20 protein-coding genes are annotated in these 23324 nt (G+C 72.6%); 11 read left to right on the forward strand and 9 right to left on the reverse strand.

Going from position 1 to position 23324, the window contains the following annotated elements:
* Nucleotides 1-108 precede the first annotated feature (108 nt).
* Both ACFUNE_RS09830 and ACFUNE_RS09835 read left to right on the forward strand, forming a co-directional pair.
* Complete coding sequence (locus ACFUNE_RS09830; RefSeq protein ID WP_383564550.1) at nucleotides 109-1029, forward strand: AEC family transporter; 921 nt, start codon at nucleotides 109-111, stop codon at nucleotides 1027-1029.
* Between the two features lie 132 nt (nucleotides 1030-1161).
* Nucleotides 1162-2949, forward strand: a complete 1788-nt coding sequence (locus ACFUNE_RS09835; protein ID WP_383564552.1) for a cholesterol oxidase substrate-binding domain-containing protein — start codon at nucleotides 1162-1164, stop codon at nucleotides 2947-2949.
* 139 nt (nucleotides 2950-3088) lie between these two features.
* Here the strand turns inward: ACFUNE_RS09835 and ACFUNE_RS09840 are convergent, their stop codons facing one another.
* Entirely contained in the window at nucleotides 3089-4204 is a 1116-nt protein-coding gene (locus ACFUNE_RS09840) for a polyprenyl synthetase family protein (protein WP_383564554.1), read from the reverse strand.
* On the reverse strand, nucleotides 4201-5289 hold the full coding sequence (locus ACFUNE_RS09845) for a tetratricopeptide repeat protein (protein ID WP_383564556.1): 1089 nt from the start codon (nucleotides 5287-5289) through the stop codon (nucleotides 4201-4203). The genes ACFUNE_RS09840 and ACFUNE_RS09845 overlap by 4 nt, the downstream gene beginning before the upstream one ends.
* Before the next feature lie 339 nt (nucleotides 5290-5628).
* Here ACFUNE_RS09845 and ACFUNE_RS09850 point away from each other — a divergent pair, with 339 nt between their 5' ends.
* On the forward strand, nucleotides 5629-5847 hold the full coding sequence (locus ACFUNE_RS09850; RefSeq protein WP_383564558.1) for an MbtH family protein: 219 nt from the start codon (nucleotides 5629-5631) through the stop codon (nucleotides 5845-5847).
* A 156-nt stretch (nucleotides 5848-6003) separates the two neighbouring features.
* Nucleotides 6004-6492 carry a DUF6882 domain-containing protein gene (locus tag ACFUNE_RS09855; RefSeq protein ID WP_383564560.1) on the forward strand — a complete coding sequence of 163 codons (489 nt, stop codon included), beginning with the start codon at nucleotides 6004-6006 and terminating at the stop codon, nucleotides 6490-6492.
* Between the two features lie 57 nt (nucleotides 6493-6549).
* On the opposite strand, the gene ACFUNE_RS09860 is transcribed toward ACFUNE_RS09855, so the two are convergent.
* Complete coding sequence (locus ACFUNE_RS09860) at nucleotides 6550-7650, reverse strand: winged helix DNA-binding domain-containing protein (protein ID WP_383564562.1); 1101 nt, start codon at nucleotides 7648-7650, stop codon at nucleotides 6550-6552.
* A gap of 154 nt (nucleotides 7651-7804) precedes the next feature.
* Nucleotides 7805-8374, reverse strand: a complete 570-nt coding sequence (locus tag ACFUNE_RS09865) for a DinB family protein (RefSeq protein WP_383564564.1) — start codon at nucleotides 8372-8374, stop codon at nucleotides 7805-7807.
* Nucleotides 8375-8472: 98 nt separating this feature from the next.
* Between ACFUNE_RS09865 and ACFUNE_RS09870 the strand changes: the two genes are divergently transcribed.
* A complete protein-coding gene (locus ACFUNE_RS09870) occupies nucleotides 8473-9474 on the forward strand; it encodes a helix-turn-helix transcriptional regulator (RefSeq protein WP_383564566.1) in 1002 nt (333 codons plus the stop codon).
* A 160-nt stretch (nucleotides 9475-9634) separates the two neighbouring features.
* Here the strand turns inward: ACFUNE_RS09870 and ACFUNE_RS09875 are convergent, their stop codons facing one another.
* Nucleotides 9635-10654 (reverse strand): bile acid:sodium symporter family protein, encoded by a 1020-nt coding sequence (locus tag ACFUNE_RS09875; protein ID WP_383564568.1) that lies wholly within the window; start codon nucleotides 10652-10654, stop codon nucleotides 9635-9637.
* Nucleotides 10655-10757: 103 nt separating this feature from the next.
* On the reverse strand, nucleotides 10758-12371 hold the full coding sequence (locus ACFUNE_RS09880) for an ABC-F family ATP-binding cassette domain-containing protein (protein ID WP_383564570.1): 1614 nt from the start codon (nucleotides 12369-12371) through the stop codon (nucleotides 10758-10760).
* Nucleotides 12372-12867: 496 nt separating this feature from the next.
* On the opposite strand from ACFUNE_RS09880, the gene ACFUNE_RS09885 reads away from it, so the two are divergent.
* The 4 genes from ACFUNE_RS09885 to ACFUNE_RS09900 all read left to right on the forward strand — a co-directional run bounded on the left by ACFUNE_RS09885 (nucleotide 12868) and on the right by ACFUNE_RS09900 (nucleotide 17478).
* Nucleotides 12868-14031 carry a PP2C family protein-serine/threonine phosphatase gene (locus ACFUNE_RS09885; protein WP_383564572.1) on the forward strand — a complete coding sequence of 388 codons (1164 nt, stop codon included), beginning with the start codon at nucleotides 12868-12870 and terminating at the stop codon, nucleotides 14029-14031.
* 67 nt (nucleotides 14032-14098) lie between these two features.
* Nucleotides 14099-14653, forward strand: coding sequence for an NUDIX hydrolase (locus ACFUNE_RS09890; RefSeq protein ID WP_383564574.1), 555 nt, complete (start codon nucleotides 14099-14101; stop codon nucleotides 14651-14653).
* A gap of 71 nt (nucleotides 14654-14724) precedes the next feature.
* Nucleotides 14725-16365, forward strand: coding sequence for an MFS transporter (locus ACFUNE_RS09895; protein ID WP_383564576.1), 1641 nt, complete (start codon nucleotides 14725-14727; stop codon nucleotides 16363-16365).
* A gap of 174 nt (nucleotides 16366-16539) precedes the next feature.
* Nucleotides 16540-17478: an oxidoreductase gene (locus ACFUNE_RS09900; protein WP_383564578.1), complete on the forward strand. Its 939-nt coding sequence runs from the start codon at nucleotides 16540-16542 to the stop codon at nucleotides 17476-17478.
* A gap of 57 nt (nucleotides 17479-17535) precedes the next feature.
* Here the strand turns inward: ACFUNE_RS09900 and ACFUNE_RS09905 are convergent, their stop codons facing one another.
* The 3 genes from ACFUNE_RS09905 to ACFUNE_RS09915 form a co-directional block, all read right to left on the reverse strand.
* Nucleotides 17536-18327 (reverse strand): DeoR/GlpR family DNA-binding transcription regulator, encoded by a 792-nt coding sequence (locus ACFUNE_RS09905; protein WP_383564580.1) that lies wholly within the window; start codon nucleotides 18325-18327, stop codon nucleotides 17536-17538.
* A gap of 86 nt (nucleotides 18328-18413) precedes the next feature.
* Nucleotides 18414-19772 carry a gluconate:H+ symporter gene (locus tag ACFUNE_RS09910; RefSeq protein WP_383564582.1) on the reverse strand — a complete coding sequence of 453 codons (1359 nt, stop codon included), beginning with the start codon at nucleotides 19770-19772 and terminating at the stop codon, nucleotides 18414-18416.
* Nucleotides 19772-21181, reverse strand: coding sequence for a homoserine dehydrogenase (locus ACFUNE_RS09915; protein ID WP_383564584.1), 1410 nt, complete (start codon nucleotides 21179-21181; stop codon nucleotides 19772-19774). The genes ACFUNE_RS09910 and ACFUNE_RS09915 overlap by 1 nt, the downstream gene beginning before the upstream one ends.
* 199 nt (nucleotides 21182-21380) lie before the next feature.
* On the opposite strand from ACFUNE_RS09915, the gene otnK reads away from it, so the two are divergent.
* Together otnK and ACFUNE_RS09925 are read left to right on the forward strand one after the other, a co-directional pair.
* Nucleotides 21381-22664, forward strand: coding sequence for a 3-oxo-tetronate kinase (gene otnK / locus ACFUNE_RS09920; protein WP_383564586.1), 1284 nt, complete (start codon nucleotides 21381-21383; stop codon nucleotides 22662-22664).
* Nucleotides 22661-23302, forward strand: coding sequence for a class II aldolase/adducin family protein (locus ACFUNE_RS09925; protein ID WP_383564588.1), 642 nt, complete (start codon nucleotides 22661-22663; stop codon nucleotides 23300-23302). The genes otnK and ACFUNE_RS09925 overlap by 4 nt, the downstream gene beginning before the upstream one ends.
* The last annotated feature ends 22 nt before the right edge of the window (nucleotides 23303-23324 follow it).

Below are 23324 nucleotides of genomic sequence, written 5' to 3' on the forward strand. Positions count from 1 at the left end.
GAGTTCCCACAGGGTGGCAGCAGGTTCCGTGGCACCGCCGACGGCCCGGACCACTGCGCACCGGACAGGCGCAGGCCGGCCGCACACGATTCATCAGCAAGGATCTTCATGCAGGGAGTTCTCACCGGATTCGCGGTGATCGCCGTCGTCGTCGGCGTCGGCTACGTCCTCGGGCGTCGCGGACACCTGGGGGACGACGGCCGGACGGTTCTGACCAGGCTCGCCTTCAACGTGGCGACCCCCGCGCTGCTCTTCACCACGCTGGCGGGAGCCGACCTCTCGGTCATCTTCTCCCAGCGCCTCCTGGTCACGGCGGCAGGGACCGCTGCCGCTGCCGCCGTCTTCGTCACCATCGGGCTCCTGCGGGGCTGGGACACCGGACAGCTCACCATCGGTGCGCTGTGTTCCAGCTACGTCAACGCCGGCAACCTCGGAATCCCGATCGCCGTCTACGTCCTGGGCGATGCCTCGCTCGTCGCCCCCGTACTCCTCTTCCAGCAGATCGTCGTCACACCGCTGGCCCTGACCATCCTCGACCTGAACAGGCCGGGCGAGCCCCGCTCGCTCCGGCAGCGCCTGACCACGCCGCTCCGCAACCCGATGGCCGTCGGATCACTGTCGGGCGTCGCCGTGGCCGCCACCGGATGGACCGTTCCGCAGCCGGCGCTCGAACCGCTCACCCTGATCGGCAACATGTCCGTCCCCGCCGTCCTGCTGGCCTTCGGTATCTCCCTGCGCGGCAGCGGGATACCCGCCCGTGGGGAGAACCGGCCCGCCATAATCCTGTCCGCCGCCCTCAAGACGACCGTCCAGCCACTCGTCGCCCTGGCCGTGGGCGGGGGCGTCTTCCACCTGCGCGGAGAGGCTCTCCTCGACGTCGTCGTGATCTCGGCCCTGCCCGCCGCCCAGAACCTCTACACCTACGCCAGCCAGTACCGGGTCGCCGAGCAACTGGCCAGAGAATCCATACTCCTGTCCACCGTCGCCTCCGTGCCGGCCCTGATCACCATTGCCGCTGTTCTCGGATGAACCGGTCGGCACTCCCCTTCTCGCGCCCGGTGAGGCCGAAGACCGCTGCCCTCTACACCTGTATGTGAGGATCCCGCAGGCCTTCGGGAGTATCCGTCGGCCGGAAGGCGTGAGGTGCATACCTTCGTGCCCATGCCAGATTTTCCTGACGTTACGTCACATTCGATCCCGCCCAGCAGGCGTGGGGTGCTGCGCGCGGCGGCCGTCGTCGGCGGAGCCCTCGGCGTCCCCGGAGGGGTGCTGGCGGCGGGTGGGCCCCCGACCGCCGCGGCAGCGCCTTCGGCCACCCCCTCGCCCGCTCCCGAACTGCCCTCCGGACTGGAGGCGTACCGCACGCCCTACACGAACTGGGCCGGCGAGATCACCCATCACGGGCTGTGGGCCTGCGCTCCCCGCACCGGCCAGGACCTCGCCGACCTCGCGAACTGGGCGCACGGCAACGGATGGCGGCTGCGCGCACGCGGCAAGGCACACAACTGGTCGCCCCTCACCATCACCGGCCCCGGCGAATCCGACCAGCGCGTGCTGCTCATGGACACGACCAGGCATCTGACCCGCATGGAGCTGGTGGATCCGCCCGCCGGTGCTCCCGGCGCCGTCCGGGCGCAGACCGGGGTGACCCTGGAGACGCTGACGGCCTTCCTCGCCGGCCACGGGCTGGGTGTCACCAACACCCCGGCGCCCGGCGAACTGACGCTCGGCGGCACACTGGCCATCGACGCCCACGGCACCAGTGTGCCCGCGGTGGGGGAGGCCGCGAGGCCGGGCCACACCTACGGCACCCTGAGCAACCTCGTCCTGTCCGTCACCGCCGTCGTCTGGGACGCCGCCCGCTCCGCCTATGTCGTACGCACCTTCCACCGGGGTTCCGACAAGGAGTGCGAGGCCCTGGCCGCGCACATCGGCCGGGGCCTCGTCGCCGAGGTGGTCCTGCAGGCGGGCGAGGAGACCCCGCTCCGCTGCGTGAGCCGGGTCGACCTCACCAGTGACGAACTGTTCGCGGCTCCGGGCAGCGCACTCGCGCGCCGGGGGAACACCTTCGCCGACTTCCTCGACCGCACCGGGCGGGTGGAGGCGATCTGGTTCGCCTTCACGGACCGGCCGTGGCTGAAGGTGTGGAGTCTCAGCCCGGAGCGGCCCCTCACGGCGAGGGCGGTGCACCACCCGTACAACTACCCGTTCAGCGACTCGCTTCCCACACCTGTCGCCCGTCTTGCCGGGCGCATGCTGGGAGAGGCCGCCTGGTATCTCGCCCCGGCCTTCGGCGCCGCCCAGTACACGGTGGCCGCGACAGGGCTGGCCACTACCCTGGCCACCGATCTGTGGGGCGCCGCGCACAACCTGCAGTTCTACCTTCGCCCCACGACGCTGCGGGAGACCGCGAACGGCTACGCCGTCCTGACCCGGCGGGCCGACGTACAGCGAGTCATCTCGCAGTTCGCGGCCTACTACAGCGACCAGCTGAAGACGCGGGCCGCACGGGGCGAGTTCCCGGTCAACGGTCAGGTCGAGATCCGAGTGGGCGGGCTGGACAGGCCCGAGGAGTCAGCGGCGTCGGGTGCCCGGCCGCCCCTGCTCTCCGTCGTGCGACCGCCCGCGGACCGGCCGGAGTTCGACTGCGCCGTGTGGATCGACGTCCTGACCCAGCCGACCACACCCGGAGCCCACGCGTTCTACCGGGACCTGGAGCGCTTCCTCCTCGCCACCTTCGACGGGGAGTACGCCCTGACGCGTGTCGAGTGGTCGAAGGGCTGGGCGTACACCGGCACGGAGGCGTGGGCGGACGAGGAGGTCATCGGGACCACCGTCCCCGCCTCGTACGGCCCGGGTCAGTGGACGGAGGCGGTCGGCGTGCTGGACCGCCTGGATCCGCACGGTGTCTTCGGCAACGCCTTCACCGACCGGCTGGTCCGCGCCTGATCGTCCAGCTGTGACGCGGCGCCGTGCACGTCGTGTCAGGCCTGTCGTGTCAGGCACGACGTGCGAGAGCCCGGCGATCAGGGGGGACGCGGGCCGGCCCCGCGACGAGCGGGGCCGGCCCCGCGGGCGCCCGGACCGCTCAGGCCCGGCGGTGGAGCAGGAACCCGATCAGTACGTCGATCTCGTGGGCCGCCTGCGGGGCGAGGGACACGCTCCGCAGGCACGCGCGGGCGGCATCGAGGTGGTGGCGGGCTTCGCCCAGAGTGGCGGCCCGGCCGCCGCACGACTCCACGAGCGCCGCCGCGCGGACCGCACCCGCTTCGTCGAGGGGAACGGGGGAGTGCAGAAGGGCGGCGAGCTCCCCGGTGCGGGGGCTGTTCTCGGTAAGAGCGGCCAGCACGGGAAAGGTCTTCTTCCGTTGTCGCAGATCGCTGTGCACGGGCTTGCCCGTCACGTCCGGGTCGCCCCAGATGCCGAGCAGGTCGTCGATCGCCTGGAAGGCCACCCCGAGGTGACGGCCCGCCCGGTCCAGGGCGGCGACGGTGCGGGCGGGCGCCCCGCCCAGCAGGCCCCCGAGCGCGGCCGCGCAGCCGAGCAGGGTGCCGGTCTTGAGTTCCGCCATGGCTCGGTACTCATCGGTCCGGACGGCCTCGGGACCCGTCCAGGGACGGGCGGAGAAGAGCAGGTCCTCCGCCTGACCGCGTACGAGGCCGTTCAGCGTCCCGGACAGACGGCCCACAGCCGCAGCAGTGTGCGGCCCCGGCACCTCGGCGAGGGTCTGCACCGCGAGCGCGAAGAGCGCGTCGCCGGCGAGCACGGCCGGCCCGGTGCCGTACGCCTTCCATACGGTCTCCTGCTGCCGCCGGGTCTCGTCCCCGTCCATGATGTCGTCGTGCATCAGCGAGAAGGTGTGGATCAGTTCGACGGCCACCGCCCCCGCCACGGCCTTCTCCCCGGGCACGCCCACCGCCTCGGCGCAGAGCACGGCAAGGGCCTGGCGTACGCCCTTGCCCTCGGACGGCCTGTCGGTGGGCGTCCCTCCGACCCCGCACCAGCCGAGCGAGAACGCCGCCATCTCGCCGTGCCACGGATGGAGCCGGGCGATCGCAGCGGACAGGGAGGGGCGTACGAGGTCACGGCACCGGGCGAGCGTGCGCGGAGCGGTGACCGGAGACGTCGCCTTCCCGGCGGGTGAGGTGTTCCGGACGGACCCGGGGTCGCACACGGGCTCCGGCACGGTCGCGGGGGAGATCATCGCGCCACCGCCTCCTCGACGTGGCGGCCGGTGTCCGGCAGCGGCCCCACACCCAGTTCGACCGTCGCCTTGTCGACCATGTCCCGCGCGTGCCGCAGGCCGATCCGGTCCAGGGTCCGCCGGAGCTCGGCCAGTTCCACGACCGTCTCCGCCGGGTTCCGGCCGAGCCTGGCCAGTGCCTTCGCGAGTCCCAGCCGGGAGAGCGCGGTCCCCCGCGGTTCGTTCATCTCCTGGAACTCCGCGAGCGCCTGCGCGTAGGAGTCCCGTGCCTGCGGGTACTGTCCCGCGCGGTAGTGCACGTTGCCCCGCATCTTGTGGTTGTACGCCAGGGCACTGGACAACTTCATCTCGCGACAGGCGGATTCGGCTTCGGCGAGCAGGGCCAGCGCGCGCTCCGAGTCACCGTCCCGCACGGACACGACGTCGGCTATGCCGCGCAACGCCCAGGCCCGCCCCCGCCGGTCGTCGGCCCGGCCCGCGGTCTCGGCCGCCTCCTCGAAGAGGGCGAGCGCCCTGTCGTACGAGCCCGTGTTCCGGTGCATCTGGGCTATGCCTTCCAGGGCCCAGACCGTGTGCCTGGCCTCTCCTCGCCTGCGGGCCTCGGCGAGCAGCTGTTCGTGCAGTTCGCCGACGGCCTGGTAGTCGCCCTGGATGCGCCCCGTCTCGGCGAGGCCGGCGAGCGAGTAGCCCCGCACCACCACGTCGCCCCCTCGCTCGCCCAGCTCCGCCGCGAGTCCGAGCAGCCGGTACGCCAGCGCCAGGGAGCCGCGCTGGCGGGCGAGCGTGCCACCGCTCCACAGCGCCCAGGCCATCGCTCCGACGTCCTCCGCCGAACGCGCCGCGCGGTAGCTCGCCTTCCAGGCGGCGTCGGCCTCCGCCACCCTTCCCAGGCGCCGGTACGCCTCCGCGACGGCGAGCCCGCAGCGTGCCATCTCCCGCTGCTGCCCGGCGCGTTCGGCGGAGCGCAGTTCCTCGACGCCCTTCGCCAGTACCTCGGTGAGGGAGGAATTCACCGACAACGAGCCCAGGGCCCCCTGGTACTCCGGTGCGAACGCCTTTTCCTTCGGCCGATCCTGCTGAGTCATCCGTGCCACCCGCTCACTGTCTCGCCCGTCTTCGGGAACATCCCGGCGGTGGTCGGCCGCCGTCCTTGATCAAGACGGTATGAGCGGTCGGGGGTTCCACGAATCCCTCTACTCGTCGGTCGTGGGTCGTACCTGAGTGCCACGCGAGGCGCCCGCCGTAGTCAGTGGGACGGACGCCGCGTCGCCTGCCGACCGGGTCCGCGGCCTCGCTACGGTGCGCCTGCGCCGATGCCGTCGGGACGGCGGATGTGAGGGATTCGACGCGTCGGCTTCGAGCGGGCCGGGTAGAGTCGCCCACAGTCAGGCAAAGAGAGCCTTACCTAAGTTCGAGGAGTATCGGTGACCAATCCTTTCGAGGACGAGAACGGCACCTACCTGGTGCTCGTCAACGACGAGGGACAGCACTCGCTCTGGCCCGCGTTCGCCGAGGTTCCGGCCGGATGGACGGTGACCCACCAGGAGGACACGCGCCAGGCCTGCCTCGACCACGTGGAGCGCAACTGGACCGACCTGCGGCCCAGGAGCCTGGTGGAGAGCATGGCGGCCGACCGCGCCTGAAGCCCCGGGCCGCGAGCCCCCGGACGGCCGCACCGCCCGGCCGTCCGGCGAGTTCGGGGATGCAACCGGTCCCACGACTGCCAAGTCCGGGCCCGCGAGTCCGGACCGCAGGCAGGGTGAAAGGATCTTCCTCGAAGTTCTGTACGAGGAGGCGACGTGGACGACCGCTCGAAGCATGATCACTCCGGCTGGGAGAAGGTCGTCCTCGCGGCTCGGGAGCGTGCCCGCGCGCGGCAGGCACTCATGGTCGAGCGCTTCGGCCTGTCCGGAGACGTGCGGTACGACTGGTCGATGGACGACGCGAGGATCACGTGGTCGCGCCACGGCAAGGTCTTCCTCACAGGCCGACTCACCGTGATCGGCAGCGTCAGCGCCGCCCAGCAGACCTGGCTGTGGTCCTGGGCGAACGAGTCACTCCCGCACGCCGCCCTGGGCGACATCGAGAGGGTGCGGCGGTTCGGCGAGGAGAACGGCTTCCCCGTCCTTCCCTGGCCGGGCTTCGCCTACGACCCCGAACTCGTCGCTGAGGCCCGGATGGTCGCGGCCTCCGTGCTCGACGCCGAGGGGCTGTGGGCGGAGTCGATGGACGATGTGCAACTCCACTTCATGATCCATGACCTGGTGCTCGCCGCCGAGCCACAGTGACGGTCGCGCGGATCCCCGGGCCGGGGATGCCGGCTGCCGGACGGTGAACGGGCAAGCTCAGCGCGGGGCCCCGGCGACCCGTACGCGCCTGCTCGCGCCGTATGACAGGAAGGCCGCCAGCTCGGCCCCCTGCTCCGCGACTGCTTCGCGGTCGGCCCGGTGGAGCCCGCGCAGCGGGGTCACCACCACGGTGGAGGCGTCGACGCTCCAGGTCGCCGCCACCCGTCCGTCGACCAGCACCACACGCTCGCCGGCGACGGAGAGGCCCCGGTGGGCGTCGTCGATGATCCGGCTGCGGTCGTGATAACCGAGAATCGCGTTGTCGAAGGCGGGCAGGAAGCGCACCGGTGCCGGTGTGCCGGGGTCGGGGCGTGGCGCGTCCGGGAGGTCGAGCAGTTCGCGACCGCGTTCGTCCCGGAAGGAGACCAGTTCCTCCCTCAGTGCCGCCACCGCGGCGGGAAGGCCGGCCAGGCCGCACCACGCGCGCAGATCCGCCGACGCCGCCGGCCCGAAGGCGGCGAGGTAGCGCCGTACCAACGCCTGGCCCACCGGGTCCGTCGCGTCGGCGACCGACGGGTCGACGTCCTGGTCCAGCCAGGAGGAGAGCAGGACGTTGCGGACCCCCGCCCTGGTGCGCCACAGCCCGCGGGGCGGCGCCTGCACCACCGGCACGAGCGCCGCGACCACCATTTCGCCCAGAGCCCGCCGGCCCGGTGCCTGCCAGCGGCCGGCGAGCGCGCCGACGACCTCGGTGGTCGTACGCGGCTCTCCGTCGGCCATGACGGCCCGGCCCGCCGCGGCGAGTCCGTCGAGATCCGTTCCGTCGAACTCGTTCCGGTAGACGCCGAGCACCCGCTGACGCAGCATCGCGGCGTGGCGGGCACGCCAGGCAACGGCGTCGTCGGCGGTGACGAGGTGGACGGTACGCCGCATCAGATGCATCCGCACCACGCTGCGCCCGGTCAGCAGCCCCGACAGGGCCGCCGGCTCGAACTGCCGCAGCCTCGACCAGAGTCCGACGTACGGTTCCTGCGGTTCCTGCGCCTGGAGGCCGCAGAGATGCCCGACGGCGTCCAGGGCCGGGAGGCCGGCTCGGTCGAGCAGCAACTGCCGGGCCAGTGTGGCCCGGTTGAGCGCCCGGGTGTCCAGTACGGTCATCGCGTCACCTCGGTGCCCGGAGCCCGGAGCCCGCGGGCGGTCCGGGCTCCGGTGCGTCCGGGGCGCGGTGTCCTCGCAGCGCGCCTTCCCCTCGGCATCCGTGGGCTGTCCGCCGCTCTCGGCTTCCACCGCCCGACGGGAGCGTGACAAGGGCTCATGTCGCCTTCCGGCCGTCGAGCGTCTCGCGCAGGATGTCCGCGTGTCCGGCGTGCTGCGCGGTCTCGGCGATGAGATGCGCCAGCACCCGGCGCACGCTGCGCACGCCTCCTGGCTCGTGCCAGGGCGCCTCCGGGAGCGGGTGGGCCGCAGACAGGTCGGGGACACCGGCGATGATGTCCTCGGTACGGGCGGCGACCTGCGCGTAGTTCCCGAGGATCTCCTCCACCGTCTCGCCGGGCCGCATGCGGAATTCGTTCCCGTGGTCGATCATCCACTGCGGGATCCGGTCCGCGGTACCGGCCGCGAGGTCGGCCCAGGTGACGCCGTCCGGCAGGTCGTGGCGCATTCCCGACGGGCCCTCGACCACGAAGCGCATCCAACCGGCCTCGGTGGACGCCACATGCTTGACGAGGCCGCCGGGACAGAGCGCGCTGACCGTCGGAGACGTGGCGGCCTGCTCATCGCTGAGCCCGCGCACCGCTTTCGTCAGCGCGGCCCGGGCGGTCGCGAGGGCGGCGAGCAGGTCGGCCCGCTCGTCGTCCAGGTGTGTGGAGGGGGTGGTCATCGTGATCAGTCCTTCTGGTCGTTCCCGGTGTCGTGCAGGATCAGCGTCGCAGGGGTAGAGGCCAGGATCTGTCCGCTTCTCCCGGTGATACTGAAGCCATGCCGAAGACGTCCGCACGCCTGCTGTCGCTGCTCTCCCTTCTCCAGGCGCGCAGGGACTGGCCGGGGCAGCTGCTGGCGGAGCGGCTGGAGGTCAGTCCCCGTACCGTGCGCCGTGATGTCGACCGCCTGCGTGAGCTCGGCTACCCGGTGGTGGCCACCAGGGGCCCGGACGGTGGTTACCGGCTCGACGCCGGAGCTGAGCTGCCGCCGCTGCTGTTCGACGACGACCAGGCCGTCGCCCTGGCTGTCGCGCTCCGGACCGCCGTCACGACCGGTGCCGGAATCGAGGAAGCCGCGGAACGCGCCCTGACCACCGTCCGGCAGGTCATGCCCGCACGGCTGCGCCACCGCGTCGACGCCCTCCACGTCACCGCGGTCGAGCGCGTGGGCGCGCAGCGGAATCCGCAGGCCGACCCCCGCGTTCTCCTGGCACTCGGCGCTGCCGTCCGTGCCCGCGAGGTGCTGCGCTTCGACTACCGCCCGGCGTCCCCGGCAGCCGACGACGCCCCGACGGCGGCGGAAGGGCCGCGCCGGGTCCAGCCGCACCATCTCGTCACCTGGGGCGGCCGCTGGTATCTCGTGGCCTGGGACCTGGAGCGCGACGACTGGCGCACCTTCCGCGCGGACCGGATCACTCCGCGCGTCCCGGCGGGGCCCCGCTTCACCCCGCGTGACGTGCCCGGGGGGAGCGTGGCCGCTTTCGTGGCCGGCAGGTTCCGGGGCTCCGACGGCGCGGGCGAATGGCCCTGCCGTGGCGAAGTGATACTCGATCTGCCGGCCGCCGCCGTATCCGTGTACGCCCGTGACGGGGTCGTCGAAGCACTCGGCCCCGACCGCTGCCGGCTCGTCCTCGGCGCGTGGTCCTGGCCCGGACTGGCCGCCGACATCGGCAGGTTCGACGCCGGCATCCAGGTCGTGGGCCCGCCCGAGCTCACGGACGCCTTCGCGCACCTGGCCCGTCGCTTCGCCGACGCCGCCGACGACTGCGCCGGGCGATGACCGGGGTCGCCGGCCGGGCGGACCCGACGGGCCGCTCCGGCCCACGGGTCGTCCTGGCGCGGACCGGCCGCGCGGGGAGCGCACGAGGCGTTCGCCCCGGGAAACCCCGGAACGAACGCCTTCGAGTCGTGGAGAGTGCCGGAGGAGGGGTCTGGCCGGGTCAGGATTCCCCGGCGGTCGCCGTCTCCGGTACCGCCCCCGCCACCCCGGGCGTGAGCTCGTCGCGCCGGGACCGGTGGGACATCCACGCGGCGACCAGGGCGCCCGAGATGTTGTGCCACACGGAGAAGACCGCGGCCGGCAGAGCGGCCAGCGGGCTGAAGTGGGCCGTCGCCAACGAGGCCGCGAGACCCGAGTTCTGCATGCCCACCTCGAAGGCCATGGCGCGGCTCGCGGGCCGGCCGAGCCCCGAGATCTTGCCCGCGCCGTAGCCGAGGGCGAGTCCGAGGCCGTTGTGCAGCACGACGGCGAACAGCACGGTCACGGCGGCCGACTTGATGGCGCCGGCGCTGCCCGCCACGACAGCGCAGACGATCGCGGCGATGGCCAGCGACGACAGCCAGGGCATGAAGCCCAGCACGCGGTCGACGAACCTGCCCGCGACCAGCCGCACCACCAGTCCTCCGAGGACCGGGAGCAGGACGGTCTTCAGGATGTCCGTGATCATCGAACCCGCGTCCACCGGCAGGTACGCGCCGGCGAGGAGCAGCGTGAGCGGCGGTGTCACCAGCGGTGCGACCAGGGTGGAGACGGTCGCCACGGAGACAGACAGCGCCACGTCGCCGCGGGCGAGGAACGTCACGACGTTCGACGCCGTCCCGCTCGGCGCGCAGCCGACCAGGATGAGTCCGGCCGCCAGCTGCGGCGGCAGACCGAGCAGATGGGCGATGGCCCAGCCGAGCCCCGGCATGATCACGTAGTGCGCGACCAGGCCGATGGCCACGGCCCACGGACGCTTCGCGACACCCCTGAAGTCGAGCGGGGTCATCGTCAGTCCCATGCAGAACATGACGATTCCCAGCAGGTACGGGACCGACTCCGTCCAGCCGTCGAACGTGCCGGGGGTGACGAGACCGGCAACGCCCGCCACGAGCACGAGGACGGGGAACACGGTGACGGCGCGCCGCGCCGCCTTGTCGTCGGATGCCGGTTGATCAGGGGTTATCTGTTCGGTTTGCACAGGCGCGATGAGACGCCGCAGGCGTGGGCCCCCGCAAACGCGTCTCACTATGCGGACAATGTGTCCAAAATGTGTTCACGATGGGGAGGGTTCGCCCGCAGGGTCACAGGCGCAGCTCACGCCCCTGCCAGCGCCTCCGCAGCCAGCGGTCGTGTCCGGCCAGGACGATCGCCCCCGGACCCGCGCCCATGGCGGCCTCCAACTCGTCGCAGAGCCGCGGGGACAGGTGGTTCGTGGGCTCGTCCAGCAGCAGCAGCTCGGGCGGGTGCGCCACCAGGAGGGCCAGCGCGAGCCTGCGGCGCTGACCGACGGACAGGCGCCCGACCTCCTTGCCCAGGTCCGCCTCGCTCATCAGCCCCAGCGAACTCAGCGGCACCGCTTCCGCGCGCTCGGGGCCGAGTGTCCGCGCGTAGGTGTCCCGGACCGTGCGTTCCGGTCGCTCGAACACGGTGTCCTGCGCCAGCAGCCCCACCGAGACCCCGCCCTTTCGCCGTACGTCGCCGTCCGCCACGAGACGGCCGGCCAGCACGGCCAGCAGCGTCGACTTCCCCGCTCCGTTGCCACCCGTCACGAGCAGACGCTCGGTCGCCGACACGTCGAGCCGGTCGACGGTGAGCCGGTCCTTCACCCGCACGTCGCGCAGCGAGACGAGGGTTCCCTCCGCCGACGGTCCGCTCAGCGCGGTACGGCGGAAGCGCAGCGGCTGCGGCGGCTCCGCCGTCCGGTTGCGCTCCAGGTCGCCCAGCCTGCGGGCGGCGTTGCGGACCCGCCGGGAGATCTGGCTCTGCACCCGCCCGGCCCGGAGGCCGTAACCCATCTTCTCGTTGTCGCGGGGCCCGCGGTCCGGGGCGACGCGGTGCGTGGTCGTGCCGATCGACCGGCGCAGGACCTCCAGCTCCTCCTGCTCCTCGGCGAAGCGCCGCTCCCAGCGCTCCCGTTCGGCGCGCTTCTCGGCCTGGTAGGCGGTGTAGTTGCCGCCGTACCGCACCGGGCCGTCCACGGCGGGATCGAGGTCGATCACGTCCGTGCACACGGCGTCGAGGAAGGCCCGGTCATGGCTGGCCACGACGACGGCTCCGGGCAGCGCGCGCACCTGCTCCTCCAGGAACGCGGCGGCGCTGTCGTCGAGGTGGTTGGTCGGCTCGTCCAGCAACAGCGCGGACGGCCTCCTGACCAGCAGCGAGGCCAGCGCCAGGCGGCCGCGCTGGCCGCCGGACAGTGAGCCGAGTGCCCGCTGGTGCCCGATCCCTCCGAGGCCGAGGCCTTCGAGCACGATCGCGGCGCGCCGGTCCGCGTCCCACGCCGCCTGTTCCTGGGCGGCGTCGAGCCGTCGGCCGTATGTGTCGAGCAGTGCGGCGTAGCCGGGTGAGTCCTCCTGGGCGCCGGCGAGTCGTCCGGAGAGACGTTCGAGGTCGTCGAGCGTGTCGCGGACCTCGCGCAGAGCCTCGTCCAGCACGTCGGCGATCGTGGCCGCGGAGTCGAACGGCATCTCCTGGTGCAGGAAACCCAGATCGGCCGGGCGGGTGATGCTGCCCGCGTCGGGTTCGTCCACCCCGGCGAGCAGACGGAGCAGCGTCGACTTGCCGACGCCGTTCTCCCCGATCAGGCCGATGCGGTGGCCGGGTGACGCGGTGAGGGAGAAGCCGTCGACCACCCGCCCGCTGCCGAAGGAACGGACGACGTCGTGTGCGAGCAGGGGGGCTGAGGGGTCGGGCATGCGTGTGACCTCGTGTGACATGCGGGCAGACGGACCTCTGCCGCAGGCGGACATGGGGAGGAGGGGATGACATGGGGCATCGCGGCCACGGTGCTGTCACGCACCGGCCGAAGGCCGATCACATCCGGGTGTCACCCGGAGATGTCGTCGTCTCCCACCACGTCCGGTCTCCTCACCGAGAGATCAGTGTCCGAGGGGACCCTAACAGCCGACGTCCCCGGAATCCCGGCGTTCTCGTGTGCCCGAGCCCACCGGGTGCACGTGCTGCGGGGAGCGGAGCGAGAGGGGCGGGGAGGCGCGGGCTGCTCCGTTCGCGCACGTGGGTGGGCCATGCACGCGATGGTTCGGCGGAGAGCCGCGGGCCGGGCAGAAGATCATTGCGTGGGGAACAGCCCCACGGTCACGAGAGGCTCCTGCCCGTCAGAAGTCCTGCCGCGTGCGCCGGATCGTGGTCGCCGGGGATGCGGAGGGGCGTGCTTGAGGGCAGCGTGGGGGAGTGCCGCACCTGCTGAGAACCCAGTGGATCCCCGTAGGCCTCATCGTGCTGGCCGTGGTGGTCGACGTGATCACGCCGCACGACGTGACGTCCGCGCCGCTGCTCATGGCCGCACCGGTCGCCGCCGCGCCGCTCCTCGGGGTCCGCGGGATCATCGGCGTGGGCATCACCGCGATGATCGTCCACGCCTTCCTCGCGCAGGTCGACGGAACCTTCGGCTGGCGGGCGGGGGTGGCCAACCAGATCACCCTCGCGGCCGTCACCGCGCTCGCCGTCCTGATCCACCGCACGCTGCGCAGGCAGGACGCCCGCGCCCGCCGCGCGCAGCAGGTCGCGGCCGTCGCCCAGCGGGCCGTGCTGCCCAGGCCCCCGACACGCCTCGGGGCCCTGCGCATCGACGCCCGGTACGTACCCGCCGAGAGCGAGGCCCTGATCGGCGGTGACCTGTACGTGGTGCAGGACACCCCGTACGGAATCCGGGTGATGGTCGGTGACGTACGGGGGAAGGGGCTCGGGGCGGTCAGCGCCGTCAGCGCCGACCTGGGCGCCTTCCGGTACGCGGCGGACGAGGCCGAGGACCTGCCGCAACTCGTGACACGGCTGGAGCGGGCCCTCCTGCTCGAAGGCGGCCGGCGCGGCGGCCGGGAGCAGGAGGAGGGCTTCACGACGGCTCTCATCGCGGAGTTCTCCCCCGGCCTGGAGACCGTGCGCCTCATCAACCGTGGCCATCCGCCTCCCGTGCTGATCGACGCGCAGGGCGGTGCCACACTCCTCGGGTCGTCCGAGGAGGCGCCCCCGCTGGGCATGAGCGACCTGGGCGCGTGGTCCGCCCCGGTCGACAGCTTCGCCTTCCCCGCGGGCTCCACCCTGCTCTGCTACACCGACGGCGTCACCGAGTCCCGGAACGCCGCCGGGCGCTTCTACGACCCCGTCTCCCGCCTCCCGCTCGTGCTCGGCAGGAGGTTGCGTACGGGCGCCCGCGTCGAGCCGGGCCAGATCCTGGACCTGCTGATCCAGGACGTCCGCCGCCACGCGGACGGCCGGCCCCAGGACGACCAGGCCATGCTGGCCCTGCACCGCGGCCGTGACGGACACGCGTCCACTCCGCCGGACCCGCCCGCTCCGGCCTCCGGGCCCGACCACCCCGCCCCGCCCTCCGGCTGACACGCCGCCGGAGGGCGGCGCCGGTCGCGGACCGTTTGCCGGGCCGCACGGTGGACATGATCCGTCCGTGACGGAGAGTGGTGACGCGATGACGTGGAAGCTGAAGAGCGAGCGTCCTGAGCCGGCCGGTTATCTGACGGTGCGGTGCCGGACCTACGTACAGCCCGACGGCAAGGACTCGGACTGGGACATCCTCGACGGCTCCCCCACGGTCGCCGTCGTGGCGTTCACGGAGGACGGCGGGGGCATCCTCGTACGGCAGTACCGCCCCGGCCCCGGCAAGGTGCTCGCGGAGCTCCCGGGCGGCATGATCGAGCCCGGGGAGGACGTCCTGCACGCGGCGGCACGGGAGCTGCTCGAGGAGACCGGCTACCGGGCGGGGACGGCCGAAGTCGTCATGAGGACGTTCCTCGCGTCCTACGCGACACACGTCAGATACGCGGTGCTGGCCAAGGGCTGCCGCAAGGTCGCCGAACCCACGCCCGACGCGGAGGAGTTCGTCGATCCGGTCGTCCTGGCCCAGGACGCCTACGTGGACCATCTCCTCGGCGGTGAGTACACGGACGCGGACGTGGGCCTGGCCGGACTCGTCGCGGCGGGCCTGCTCGTCAGGAGGGGCTGAGACACCGCCATCCGCCGCGCGGGGCCCGGCCTTGACGTGCGCGCGGTTCCCATCCCGTCCACACTCGGATCATGCGCACCGACAAGGTCCCTCAGGGCCCCGGCGCGGCAGACCTCCCTGCCGGACGGGGCGCCGCCAACCAGACGCTGGCCCTCGCGGCGATGCTCTTCGCCGTGTCGATGACGTTCATCGATCAGACGATCGTCTCCATCGCCGCTCCGAGCATCGTCGACGAGCTCGGCCTCTCGTCGTCCGGGATGCAGTGGGTGGTCAACGCGTACCTGCTTTCCCTCGCCGCCTTCTTCGCCCTCGGGGGACGGCTGTCCGACATCATCGGCCACAAACGGGTGATGCTGATCGGCACCCTCCTGTTCGTGGTCTCGTCCGTGCTCTGCGGGTGTGTCCCGGCCGGTGACTTCGCACAGACCTGGCTCATCGTCTTCCGTGCCGCACAAGGCCTCGGCGCGGCGCTGATGTTCCCCGCCGCGCTGGCCGTCGTCGTCGCCGTCTTCCCGGTGGAGAAGCGCGGCCGGGCACTGGCGCTGTTCTTCGGCCTGTCCGGCGCGCTCACGGCGGTCGGGCCGTTGCTCGGCGGCTGGCTGACCGCCTGGACCTGGCGGGCCATCTTCTGGGTGAACGTCCCGGTCGCCGTCATCGCGCTGGTCCTGGCGGCCATGGCCCACATTCCCGAACACCGGCGGCGGGAGAAGCTGGACGTGCCCGGCGCTGTCCTGGTCGCCGTCGGCATGGGGCTGAGCGTGCTCGGCTTCCAGCAGGCGTCCGCGTGGGGCTGGAGCAGCGTCGCCACCTGGGCCTGTATCGTCGGCGGGCTCGGGGTCCTGGCGCTGTTCTGCCGCTACGAACTCGGAGTCGCCGAACCGCTCATCACACTGAAGGTCTTCCGCGACCGGGCGTTCACCGTCGACATGCTCGTCCTCTTCTTCGCCATGCTGGCCTTCGTCCCGGTGTTCTTCTTCGCCTCCGTGTACGCACAGGTCTCGCTGAGCGCCTCGCCGAACCAGGCCGCGCTGTACCTCCTGTACTTCTTCATCGGCTTCGGAATCGCCTCCCAGTGGGGCGGACGCATCCTGGACCGGCACGGTGCGCGGCCGGCGATGAAGCTCGGAACGGCGCTCGGCGCCGCGGGGTTCGCCCTCTGGGCGCACAAGCTGACGGACCTCTCGATGCACGACCAGTGGCCGTACGCCGCACTCGCCGGTGCGGGGATCGGCTTCCTCCTCGCGCCCGCGTCCACGGACGCGGTCAACCGGTCGATCGGTGCCTCGTACGGGGAGGTCACCGGCATCACCCAGACCGTGCGCAACTACGCGGCCAGCATCGGGATCGCCGTCTTCGGCACGGTCCTCACCCATGTCACCACCGACAAGGTCGTGGAGACCCTCACGTCCAGGGGCGTGCCGGCGGGCGTCGCGGGCGATGCCGCCAGATCGGTCTCCGAGGCCGTCACGGGGAACCCGGACGCCCAGGAACCGACCGGCGACGGCCGGATCGCCACCCTGATGCGGGACTCGATGGACGCGCTCCGGCTGGACTTCGCCGAGGCGAACCAGTGGGTGTTCTACGGCATGGCCATCGCGCTCGCCATCGCCTACGTGTGCGCGCACCTGCACCCGGGGACACGGGTGACCGGAGACATCCTCGCGGAGACGCCCGCGCCACCGGGAGGGAGCCGCGGGGGAGGCGGCGGCTGAGCACGACCGCCACGCACCGTGCGCCCCCTCCGTCCGGCGCCACGCGGCAGGGCCCGCCGAGGCGGGCCCTGCCCGCCGGTCAAGCGCACCGGGCCACGTCGGACGAGTCACGCCTCACCCGTACGTCACGGCGGTCACGGGTGTGCGACGGCTCTCGCCGGGGAGGCGTGACGCATGCACTCATGGACTCTCGACGACATGCCCGACCTCTCCGGCACCACCGCGGTGGTCACGGGCGCCAACAGCGGGATCGGAGCGGTGACGGCGCTCGTACTGGCGCGCTCCGGCGCGCGGACGATCCTCGCCTGCCGCGACCCCGAGCGCGGCGGGCGCGCCCTGGACGCCGTACGCCGTGCCGCGCCCGGTTCGGACACCCGGCTCGTCGCTCTCGACCTGGCGGACCTCTCCTCCGTGGCCGAGGCCGCAGGCCGCATCACGAAGGAGACCGACGGCAGGCTCGACCTTCTGGTCAACAACGCGGGGGTGATGGCCCTGCCCCTGCTGCGGACGGCCGACGGATTCGAGATGCAGTTCGGCACCAACCATCTCGGCCACTTCGCGCTGACGCACCATCTGCTGCCCCTCCTCGGGACGGACGCACCCTCGCGGGTCGTCACCGTGTCGTCCCTGGCGCACCGCATGGGGCGTATCGACTTCGCCGGCCTCGACGGCCTCGATGCGGAGGACGGCTACAACAAGTGGCGCGCCTACGCGCAGTCCAAGCTCGCCAACCTGCTGTTCACCGCGGAGCTCCAGCGCCGTGCCGACGCGGCCGGCAGGCCGATCCTCTCGCTGGCCGCTCACCCCGGCCTCTCCGCGACGGAGCTCGGACAGGCGGGCCCGCGGCTGGCCGGACGGCCCTGGGCCGCGAAGCTGGAACGAGCGACGCGCCTCTACACGCAGCCCCCGTCCGCGGGCGCGCTCCCCACGCTGTACGCGGCCACCCTGCCCGGCGCGCTCGGCGGAAGCTACTACGGCCCCCGGCTGCTCGGCGAGACCAGGGGAGGACCCGCACCCGCCCGCATGTCGGCCCGCGCACAGGACATGGACACGGCCCGCGCCCTGTGGGACGTATCGGCGCGCCTCACCGGGACGGACGCCGACGCCATCTGAACGCGACAGCGCCCTCGCCCTCCCCGGTGGGGGAGGGCGAGGGCGGGCGGTGCGGGATCAGACGGCCGCCAGCCGCAGGTCGGCGCCGCCGGCGCGCAGCCCCTCGGCGGCGGCCTCCGCCAGGGAGCTGTCGGTGACGATGGTGTCGAAGGCGCTGAGCGGGGCCACCCGGAACTTGCCGAACGTCCCGTACTTCGACGACCCGGCGACCAGCACGCTCGAACCGGTGCACTCCATGGCCGCCTGCTTGACCTCCACCTTGGCTGCCGAGGGGGTCGTGACCCCGCGCAGCAGGTCCCAGGAACTGGTGCTGATGAACGCGATGTCCAGGGCGAGCTGACGCAGGGTCGTGGCCGCGAGCCGGCCCACGCTCGACCGGTTGGACGGGTCCACCTGGCCGCCGATGTGTATGACGTCGAGATGGGGCGAGGCCATCAGGCGGTCGACGGTCGTGAAGTCGTTGGTGACGACCGTCAGCGACTCGTGCCGCGCCAGCAGCGGCACCATGGCCAGCAGGGTCGTGCCCGCGTCGAGGTAGACCGTCATCCCCTCCCGCACCAGCCCGGCGGCGGCCGTGGCCATGGCCTGCTTCTCGGGCTGTTCCATCCCGGTCTTGGCCTGGAAACTGGGCTCGCTCTGGAGGTGACTGGCGATCCGAGCGCCGCCCGGTACCGAGAACACCAGCCCTTGGCGCTCCAGTTCGGCGATGTCGCGGCGGACGGTCATGTGGGAGACGCCGAGGAGTTGCGTGATCTGCTGGACGCTCAGTACGCCGTCGCGCCGCAGATGCTTCAACAGGAGCTCGCGCCGTTGATCGGGGATCAGGGGCAACTGCTCTTCGTCGGCCACTGCTTCTTACCTTTCCTCACGCGACCACCGCGGTCGCTGCTCGATTGTGCCGTCCCGGCGCGCGCCGTCCCAACCGGACGCGGCGTTCAGGAGCCGACGAACGTGCTGAGCAGGAGCACTCCGCCGAGGCTGAGCAGCGACTGGAGGGACAGCATCAGCGTCCAGGTGCGGAACGTCTGGGCCACCGACAGCTGGTAGTACTCCTTGAACAGCCAGAACCCCGAGTCGTTGACGTGCGACAGCATGACCGCGCCCGATGCCGTGGCCAGCACCAGCAGTTCGGGGGAGAGGCCCGGGTAGGCGCCGATCAGCGGAGCGACGATCCCGGTGGCGGCCGCGGTGGCCACCGTCGCCGAGCCGAGGCAGATCCGCAGCAGGGCCGCGACCAGCCAGGCCAGCAGCAGCGGGGGGATGGACCAGTCGACCGCGTAGTCCGAGATCAGCTGGTCGATGCCGGTCGCGGTGAGCATCGCCTTGAGCCCGCCGCCGGCACCGAGGATGAGCACGATGCCGCCGACCGGTCCGAGGCCCTTGCCCGCCATCTTCTGGAGCTGGCCGAGGCCGAAGCCGGAGCGCAGACCCAGCGCGAAGAAGGCGAAGACCACCGCGGCGAGCAGGGACATGACCGAGGAGTCGCACGCCTCGAAGAACGCGTAGGGCAGAGACCCCTCGGCGGTGTTCGCCGTGCCGACGGTGCCTATGAGCATCAGCACGGGCGGCAGCAGCACGGTGATCAGGGCGAGGACGAGGGAGGCGGGCCGCTTGCGGTTCTCCGGCTCGGGGCTCGTCTCCGGGATGGGGCCCTTGTCCAGGTCCGGGGCCGGGCCGAACCACCGCGAGGCGAACTTCGTCAGCAGCGGTCCGCTGATCACCGCGATCGGGATGCCGATGATCAGTCCGTACATGATGGTCAGGCCGGTGTTCGCCCCGTACGCCGAGACGGCCAGCGTGGGGGAGGGGTGCGGCGGGAGCAGCCCGTGGGATATGTAGAGACCCGCGGCGAGCGGGAGTCCCACGTAGAGCAGGTGCGTCCCGGTGCGTTTGGCGACGGCGTACACCAGCGGCACCAGCATCACGAAGCTGACGTCGAACAGGTGCGGCATCCCGATGAGCAGGGCGGCCGCGGTGATCGCCGTCGGGATCCACTTGACCGGACGCGCGCCGATGAAGGCGGTGGCTATGCGGTCGGCGCCGCCCGAGCCGAGAAGGATGCCGCCGAGTATGGTGCCCAGCCCGATCGTGGGCCCGGTGCTCTTCAGCGCGTCGCCGAAACCGTCCTGGAAGTGCTCGACGGTGGCGCCGGGACCGATGCCCGCCGCGAGCCCCAGACCGAGCGCGGACAGCGCCAGCGCCAGGAAGGGGTGGAGCTTGGCCTTGGTGATCAGCAGGATCAGGACGACGACCGCGGCGGCGCCCAGCAGGAGGTGTTGGAGGTCGCTGCTCATCATCGGCTCGCGAGGGGGACGGTGGCACCGGTGGCGCGCGACGCGCGCCCCGACGTCCAGGCGTGGAGCAGGTCCGGGTCCGGGTCAGCGAGGTCGCCGAGGGCGATCAGCTCCCCGGCCCGGACATCGCGCCCGAGGGTGGCGTGCGCGGCGAGGTACAGGGGGGCCGCGTCGGCGGGAGCGTCCTCGTCGCGGAGCAGGACGGCCCGCACGCCCGTGACGTCGTGGTGGTGGCCGCCCATGTCCAGCACGGTGCCTGCGGGGAGGTCCCGCCGGGCCCGGCCGGCGAGCACGGCGTGGGCACGCGGGTCGGTGCCGCCGGAGGGACGCCCGTGGAGCACCGCGGAGAGCAGCGAGACCGGTGTCTCGACGCCCATGAGGTGGTACGGCAGGTAGATCGCGGCGTAGCGCCCGTCCCGGCTGACGACGTGTCCCTTGCCGCGCAGCGTCTCCCAGGTGACGGAGTCACGGGTGCGCACGACGACGAAGACGCCCCCCGCGAACGAGGCCTCGTCCGGCAGCCGCAGGGCGCTGAAGACGTCGACGGCGCCGGCGCGGTGCAGCAGGCCGCCGTCCTCGCGCAGGGCGTAGACGTCGGCGAGCTCGGCGATCCGGGCGACCGGGTAGTGGAGGAGCTCGACATCCGGCCGGAAGCCGGTGCCGGTCGCCACGACCGCCATCTCGCAGTAGTCGGCGGTGGCACCGGTGGGCAGGGCGGTCACGGCGGCCGCCCGGGCGGCGAGCGTGGCACGCACGTCGGAGCCGAGACCGAGCAGCCCGGCCAGCTCCGGGGCGGGGACCGTGGTGTCGAGCTGGGTCACCGAGCCGGTCTCCGGGTCGAAGACGAGGTCGTACTCGCTGGACTTGCCGATCGCCACGATGTCCAGGCCGAGCAGCTCGGCCCAGGTCACCAGGGCGATGAGATTGGCGGGCTGGTCGCCGTCGGCCGTGGTGTAGACGACGCCGTTGTCGCGTGCCAGGTCGGCGAGGTGAAGCCCGGCGACGGAGTCGACCTCCTTGCTGACCATGGCGACATGACGGCCGCCGGTCAGCGCCTCGCGGGCCATCGCGTATCCGTCGGCCGGGCTTCCGGTCGCCTCGACCAGGATGTCCCAGGGGGCCGCGGACAGCAGCGAGCCGTCCGCGACGAGGGCGACGGCCCCCTCCTGCGAGGCCCGGGCGACCTCGTCGCGGTCCGCGCAGACGGCCAGGCGCTCCGCCGGGTAACCGAGCTCGACGAGCATGCCGCGGAGCCGCTCCACGTCACGGTCGCACAGGACCGCGGGGGCCAGACGCCCGATGCGCGGGGTCTGCGCCAGCAAGGTCCGGGCGAAGCCGCCGCCGGCGCCGGACAGTGCGTAGCGCACGGTCCGGTCGCCGGTTCCGGCGAACAGGTGATGCAGGTTCATTGGCTCTCCTAGACGGGCGCAAGTCTCGGTTCAACGGCTCCGGCAGAGGCGGTCTCGGCTACGGCACGAGCACCACAGGGGAGCGTGTTAACAAGATGTATCAGCAGATCCCGTCTGCGTAAAGTCTGTTAACATTTTTTCACATGAGGGTGCCGGGGAACACCACCCGGCACCGCACCCCCCAACGCAAGGAGGTCCGATGCCGACCCTCGGGGCCATCGCCGACGACTTCACCGGAGCAACCGATCTCGCCACCATGCTCGTCGCCCGGGGCCACCGGACCGTGGTGGCCGTGGGCCCGGACGCCCTCTCCGAGGGGCCGGGGGCGGCGGCCGTGCGGCACGCCGACGCGGTGGTGGTGGCCCTCAAGTCGCGCACCGCGCCCGTGGCGGAGGCCGTCGGATCGTCCCTCGCGGCCCTGCGTGCCCTGCGCGACGCCGGCTGCGAGCGCTTCTACTTCAAGTACTGCTCGACCTTCGACTCCACCCCGCGCGGCAACATCGGGCCGGTGACCGACGCGCTCCTCGACGCGCTGGGCGAACACCGCACGGTCGTCGTCCCCTCCTTCCCCGCCACCGGGCGCACCGTCCACGAGGGCCGCCTCTTCGTCCACGGCGAACCCCTCGACGAGAGCCCGATGCGGCACCACCCGCTCACGCCGATGCGGGACTCCCGTCTGACTGGGCTGCTCACTCCGCAGACCGGCCACCCGGTCGCGCTCGTCGGACTCGACACCGTCCGGGCGGGCCGCGAGGCGCTGCGTGCGGCGCTCGACGCCCCTGAGCTCGCCGACGCCCTGGCCGTCGTGGACGCCGTGAGCGACGAGGACCTGGTCACCATCTGCGAGGCCGCCGGGCATCTCACCCTGGTCACCGGCGCCGCGGGCCTCGCCCTGGGCCTCACCGGCCCGCGCGCGGAGGCCGCTCGCGCCGAGCCCGCCTCCCGCCCCGGCGACCCGGGCATCGTCCTCTCCGGAAGCGCGTCCTCCGCCACCCGGGCCCAGGTCGCCCACGCGCGTACCCGTCTGCCGCACCGCAAGCTCGATCTGGCCGCCCTGCGCGCCGACTTCGCGGGCACGGTCGCCGGGCTCGTCGCGTTCGCGCGCCGCGCCTGGGACGACGACCCGGCGAAGCCTCCGCTCATCTACGCGGTCGACGACCTCGCCGACCTCGAACAGTCGGCGCCCGACGGCACCACGGCAGGCCCGGAACTGGTCGAGCGGGCCCTCGCTGCCTGCGCCACCGACCTGGTCGCCGCGGGCGCACGGCGTCTCCTGGTGGCCGGCGGCGAGACCTCGGGCGCGGTCGTCACCGCCCTCGGGGTCCGCACCCTGTCCATCGGCTCGCCCATCGCCCCGGGCGTCACCTGGGCCCGGGCCGAGGGCCGGGCGCACGGCAGGGACCACACCGTGGACCTCGCCCTCAAGTCGGGCAACTTCGGCGGCACCGCCATCTTCACCGAAGCCTGGAGCGCCCTGGCATGAGCGACCCCCGTACCGAACTCGCCGCCGCGGGAGCCCGGCTGGCGGCCCTCGGGCTCAGCCCCGGATCCTCCGGCAACCTCAGCGTCCGGATCGGCGACCGCGTCCTGATCACCCCGACCGGCGCCGATCTCGCCGAGATCGACCCCGACGGGCTCAGCGCGCTCGATCTCGCCGGCGCCCACCTCGACGGGCCACGTCCGTCGAAGGAGTTCCCGCTGCACAGCGCCTTCTACCGGCGGGACGCGGGCACCCGGGCCGTCGTCCACCTGCACGCCCGGCACGCCACCGCCGTGTCCTGCCTCCCCCCGTGGTCGCGGCGGAGCGCGGTGCCGCCGCTGACCCCCTACTTCGTCATGCGGGTCGGCCAGGCGCCCCTCGTCCCCTACGCCCCGCCCGGCGACGCGGCCCAGGCCGAGGACCTGGCGCGGCTGCCCTTCCCGTTCCGCGCCGCGCTGCTCCAGAACCACGGGCCCGTCCTGGCGGGGACCACGATGGCCCGGGCCGTCGACGCGGCCGTGGAACTCGAGGAGGTGTCCGCCCTGCTCCTGGCCCTGGGGGAGAGGTCCCCACGCCTGCTGACGTCCGAAGAGGCGAGCGTGCTGGGCGAGAAGTACGACTCGCCCTGGGGTGAGCACTGAGGGGCGCCGGGGAGCGGCGGCC

This window comes from Streptomyces sp. NPDC057287, from assembly GCF_042667905.1.
Lineage (GTDB): Bacteria > Actinomycetota > Actinomycetes > Streptomycetales > Streptomycetaceae > Streptomyces.

Excerpts from the sequence above, each read along its gene's own strand:
- ACFUNE_RS09830 (WP_383564550.1), top strand. The coding sequence starts at position 109 with ATGCAGGGAGTTCTCACCGGATTCGCGGTGATCGCCGTCGTCGTCGGC.
- ACFUNE_RS09835 (WP_383564552.1), top strand. The coding sequence starts at position 1,162 with ATGCCAGATTTTCCTGACGTTACGTCACATTCGATCCCGCCCAGCAGG.
- ACFUNE_RS09840 (WP_383564554.1), bottom strand. The coding sequence starts at position 4,204 with ATGATCTCCCCCGCGACCGTGCCGGAGCCCGTGTGCGACCCCGGGTCC.
- ACFUNE_RS09845 (WP_383564556.1), bottom strand. The coding sequence starts at position 5,289 with ATGACTCAGCAGGATCGGCCGAAGGAAAAGGCGTTCGCACCGGAGTAC.
- ACFUNE_RS09860 (WP_383564562.1), bottom strand. The coding sequence starts at position 7,650 with ATGACCGTACTGGACACCCGGGCGCTCAACCGGGCCACACTGGCCCGG.
- ACFUNE_RS09865 (WP_383564564.1), bottom strand. The coding sequence starts at position 8,374 with ATGACCACCCCCTCCACACACCTGGACGACGAGCGGGCCGACCTGCTC.
- ACFUNE_RS09870 (WP_383564566.1), top strand. The coding sequence starts at position 8,473 with ATGCCGAAGACGTCCGCACGCCTGCTGTCGCTGCTCTCCCTTCTCCAG.
- ACFUNE_RS09880 (WP_383564570.1), bottom strand. The coding sequence starts at position 12,371 with ATGCCCGACCCCTCAGCCCCCCTGCTCGCACACGACGTCGTCCGTTCC.
- ACFUNE_RS09895 (WP_383564576.1), top strand. The coding sequence starts at position 14,725 with ATGCGCACCGACAAGGTCCCTCAGGGCCCCGGCGCGGCAGACCTCCCT.
- ACFUNE_RS09900 (WP_383564578.1), top strand. The coding sequence starts at position 16,540 with ATGCACTCATGGACTCTCGACGACATGCCCGACCTCTCCGGCACCACC.
- ACFUNE_RS09910 (WP_383564582.1), bottom strand. The coding sequence starts at position 19,772 with ATGAGCAGCGACCTCCAACACCTCCTGCTGGGCGCCGCCGCGGTCGTC.
- ACFUNE_RS09915 (WP_383564584.1), bottom strand. The coding sequence starts at position 21,181 with ATGAACCTGCATCACCTGTTCGCCGGAACCGGCGACCGGACCGTGCGC.
- otnK (WP_383564586.1), top strand. The coding sequence starts at position 21,381 with ATGCCGACCCTCGGGGCCATCGCCGACGACTTCACCGGAGCAACCGAT.
- ACFUNE_RS09925 (WP_383564588.1), top strand. The coding sequence starts at position 22,661 with ATGAGCGACCCCCGTACCGAACTCGCCGCCGCGGGAGCCCGGCTGGCG.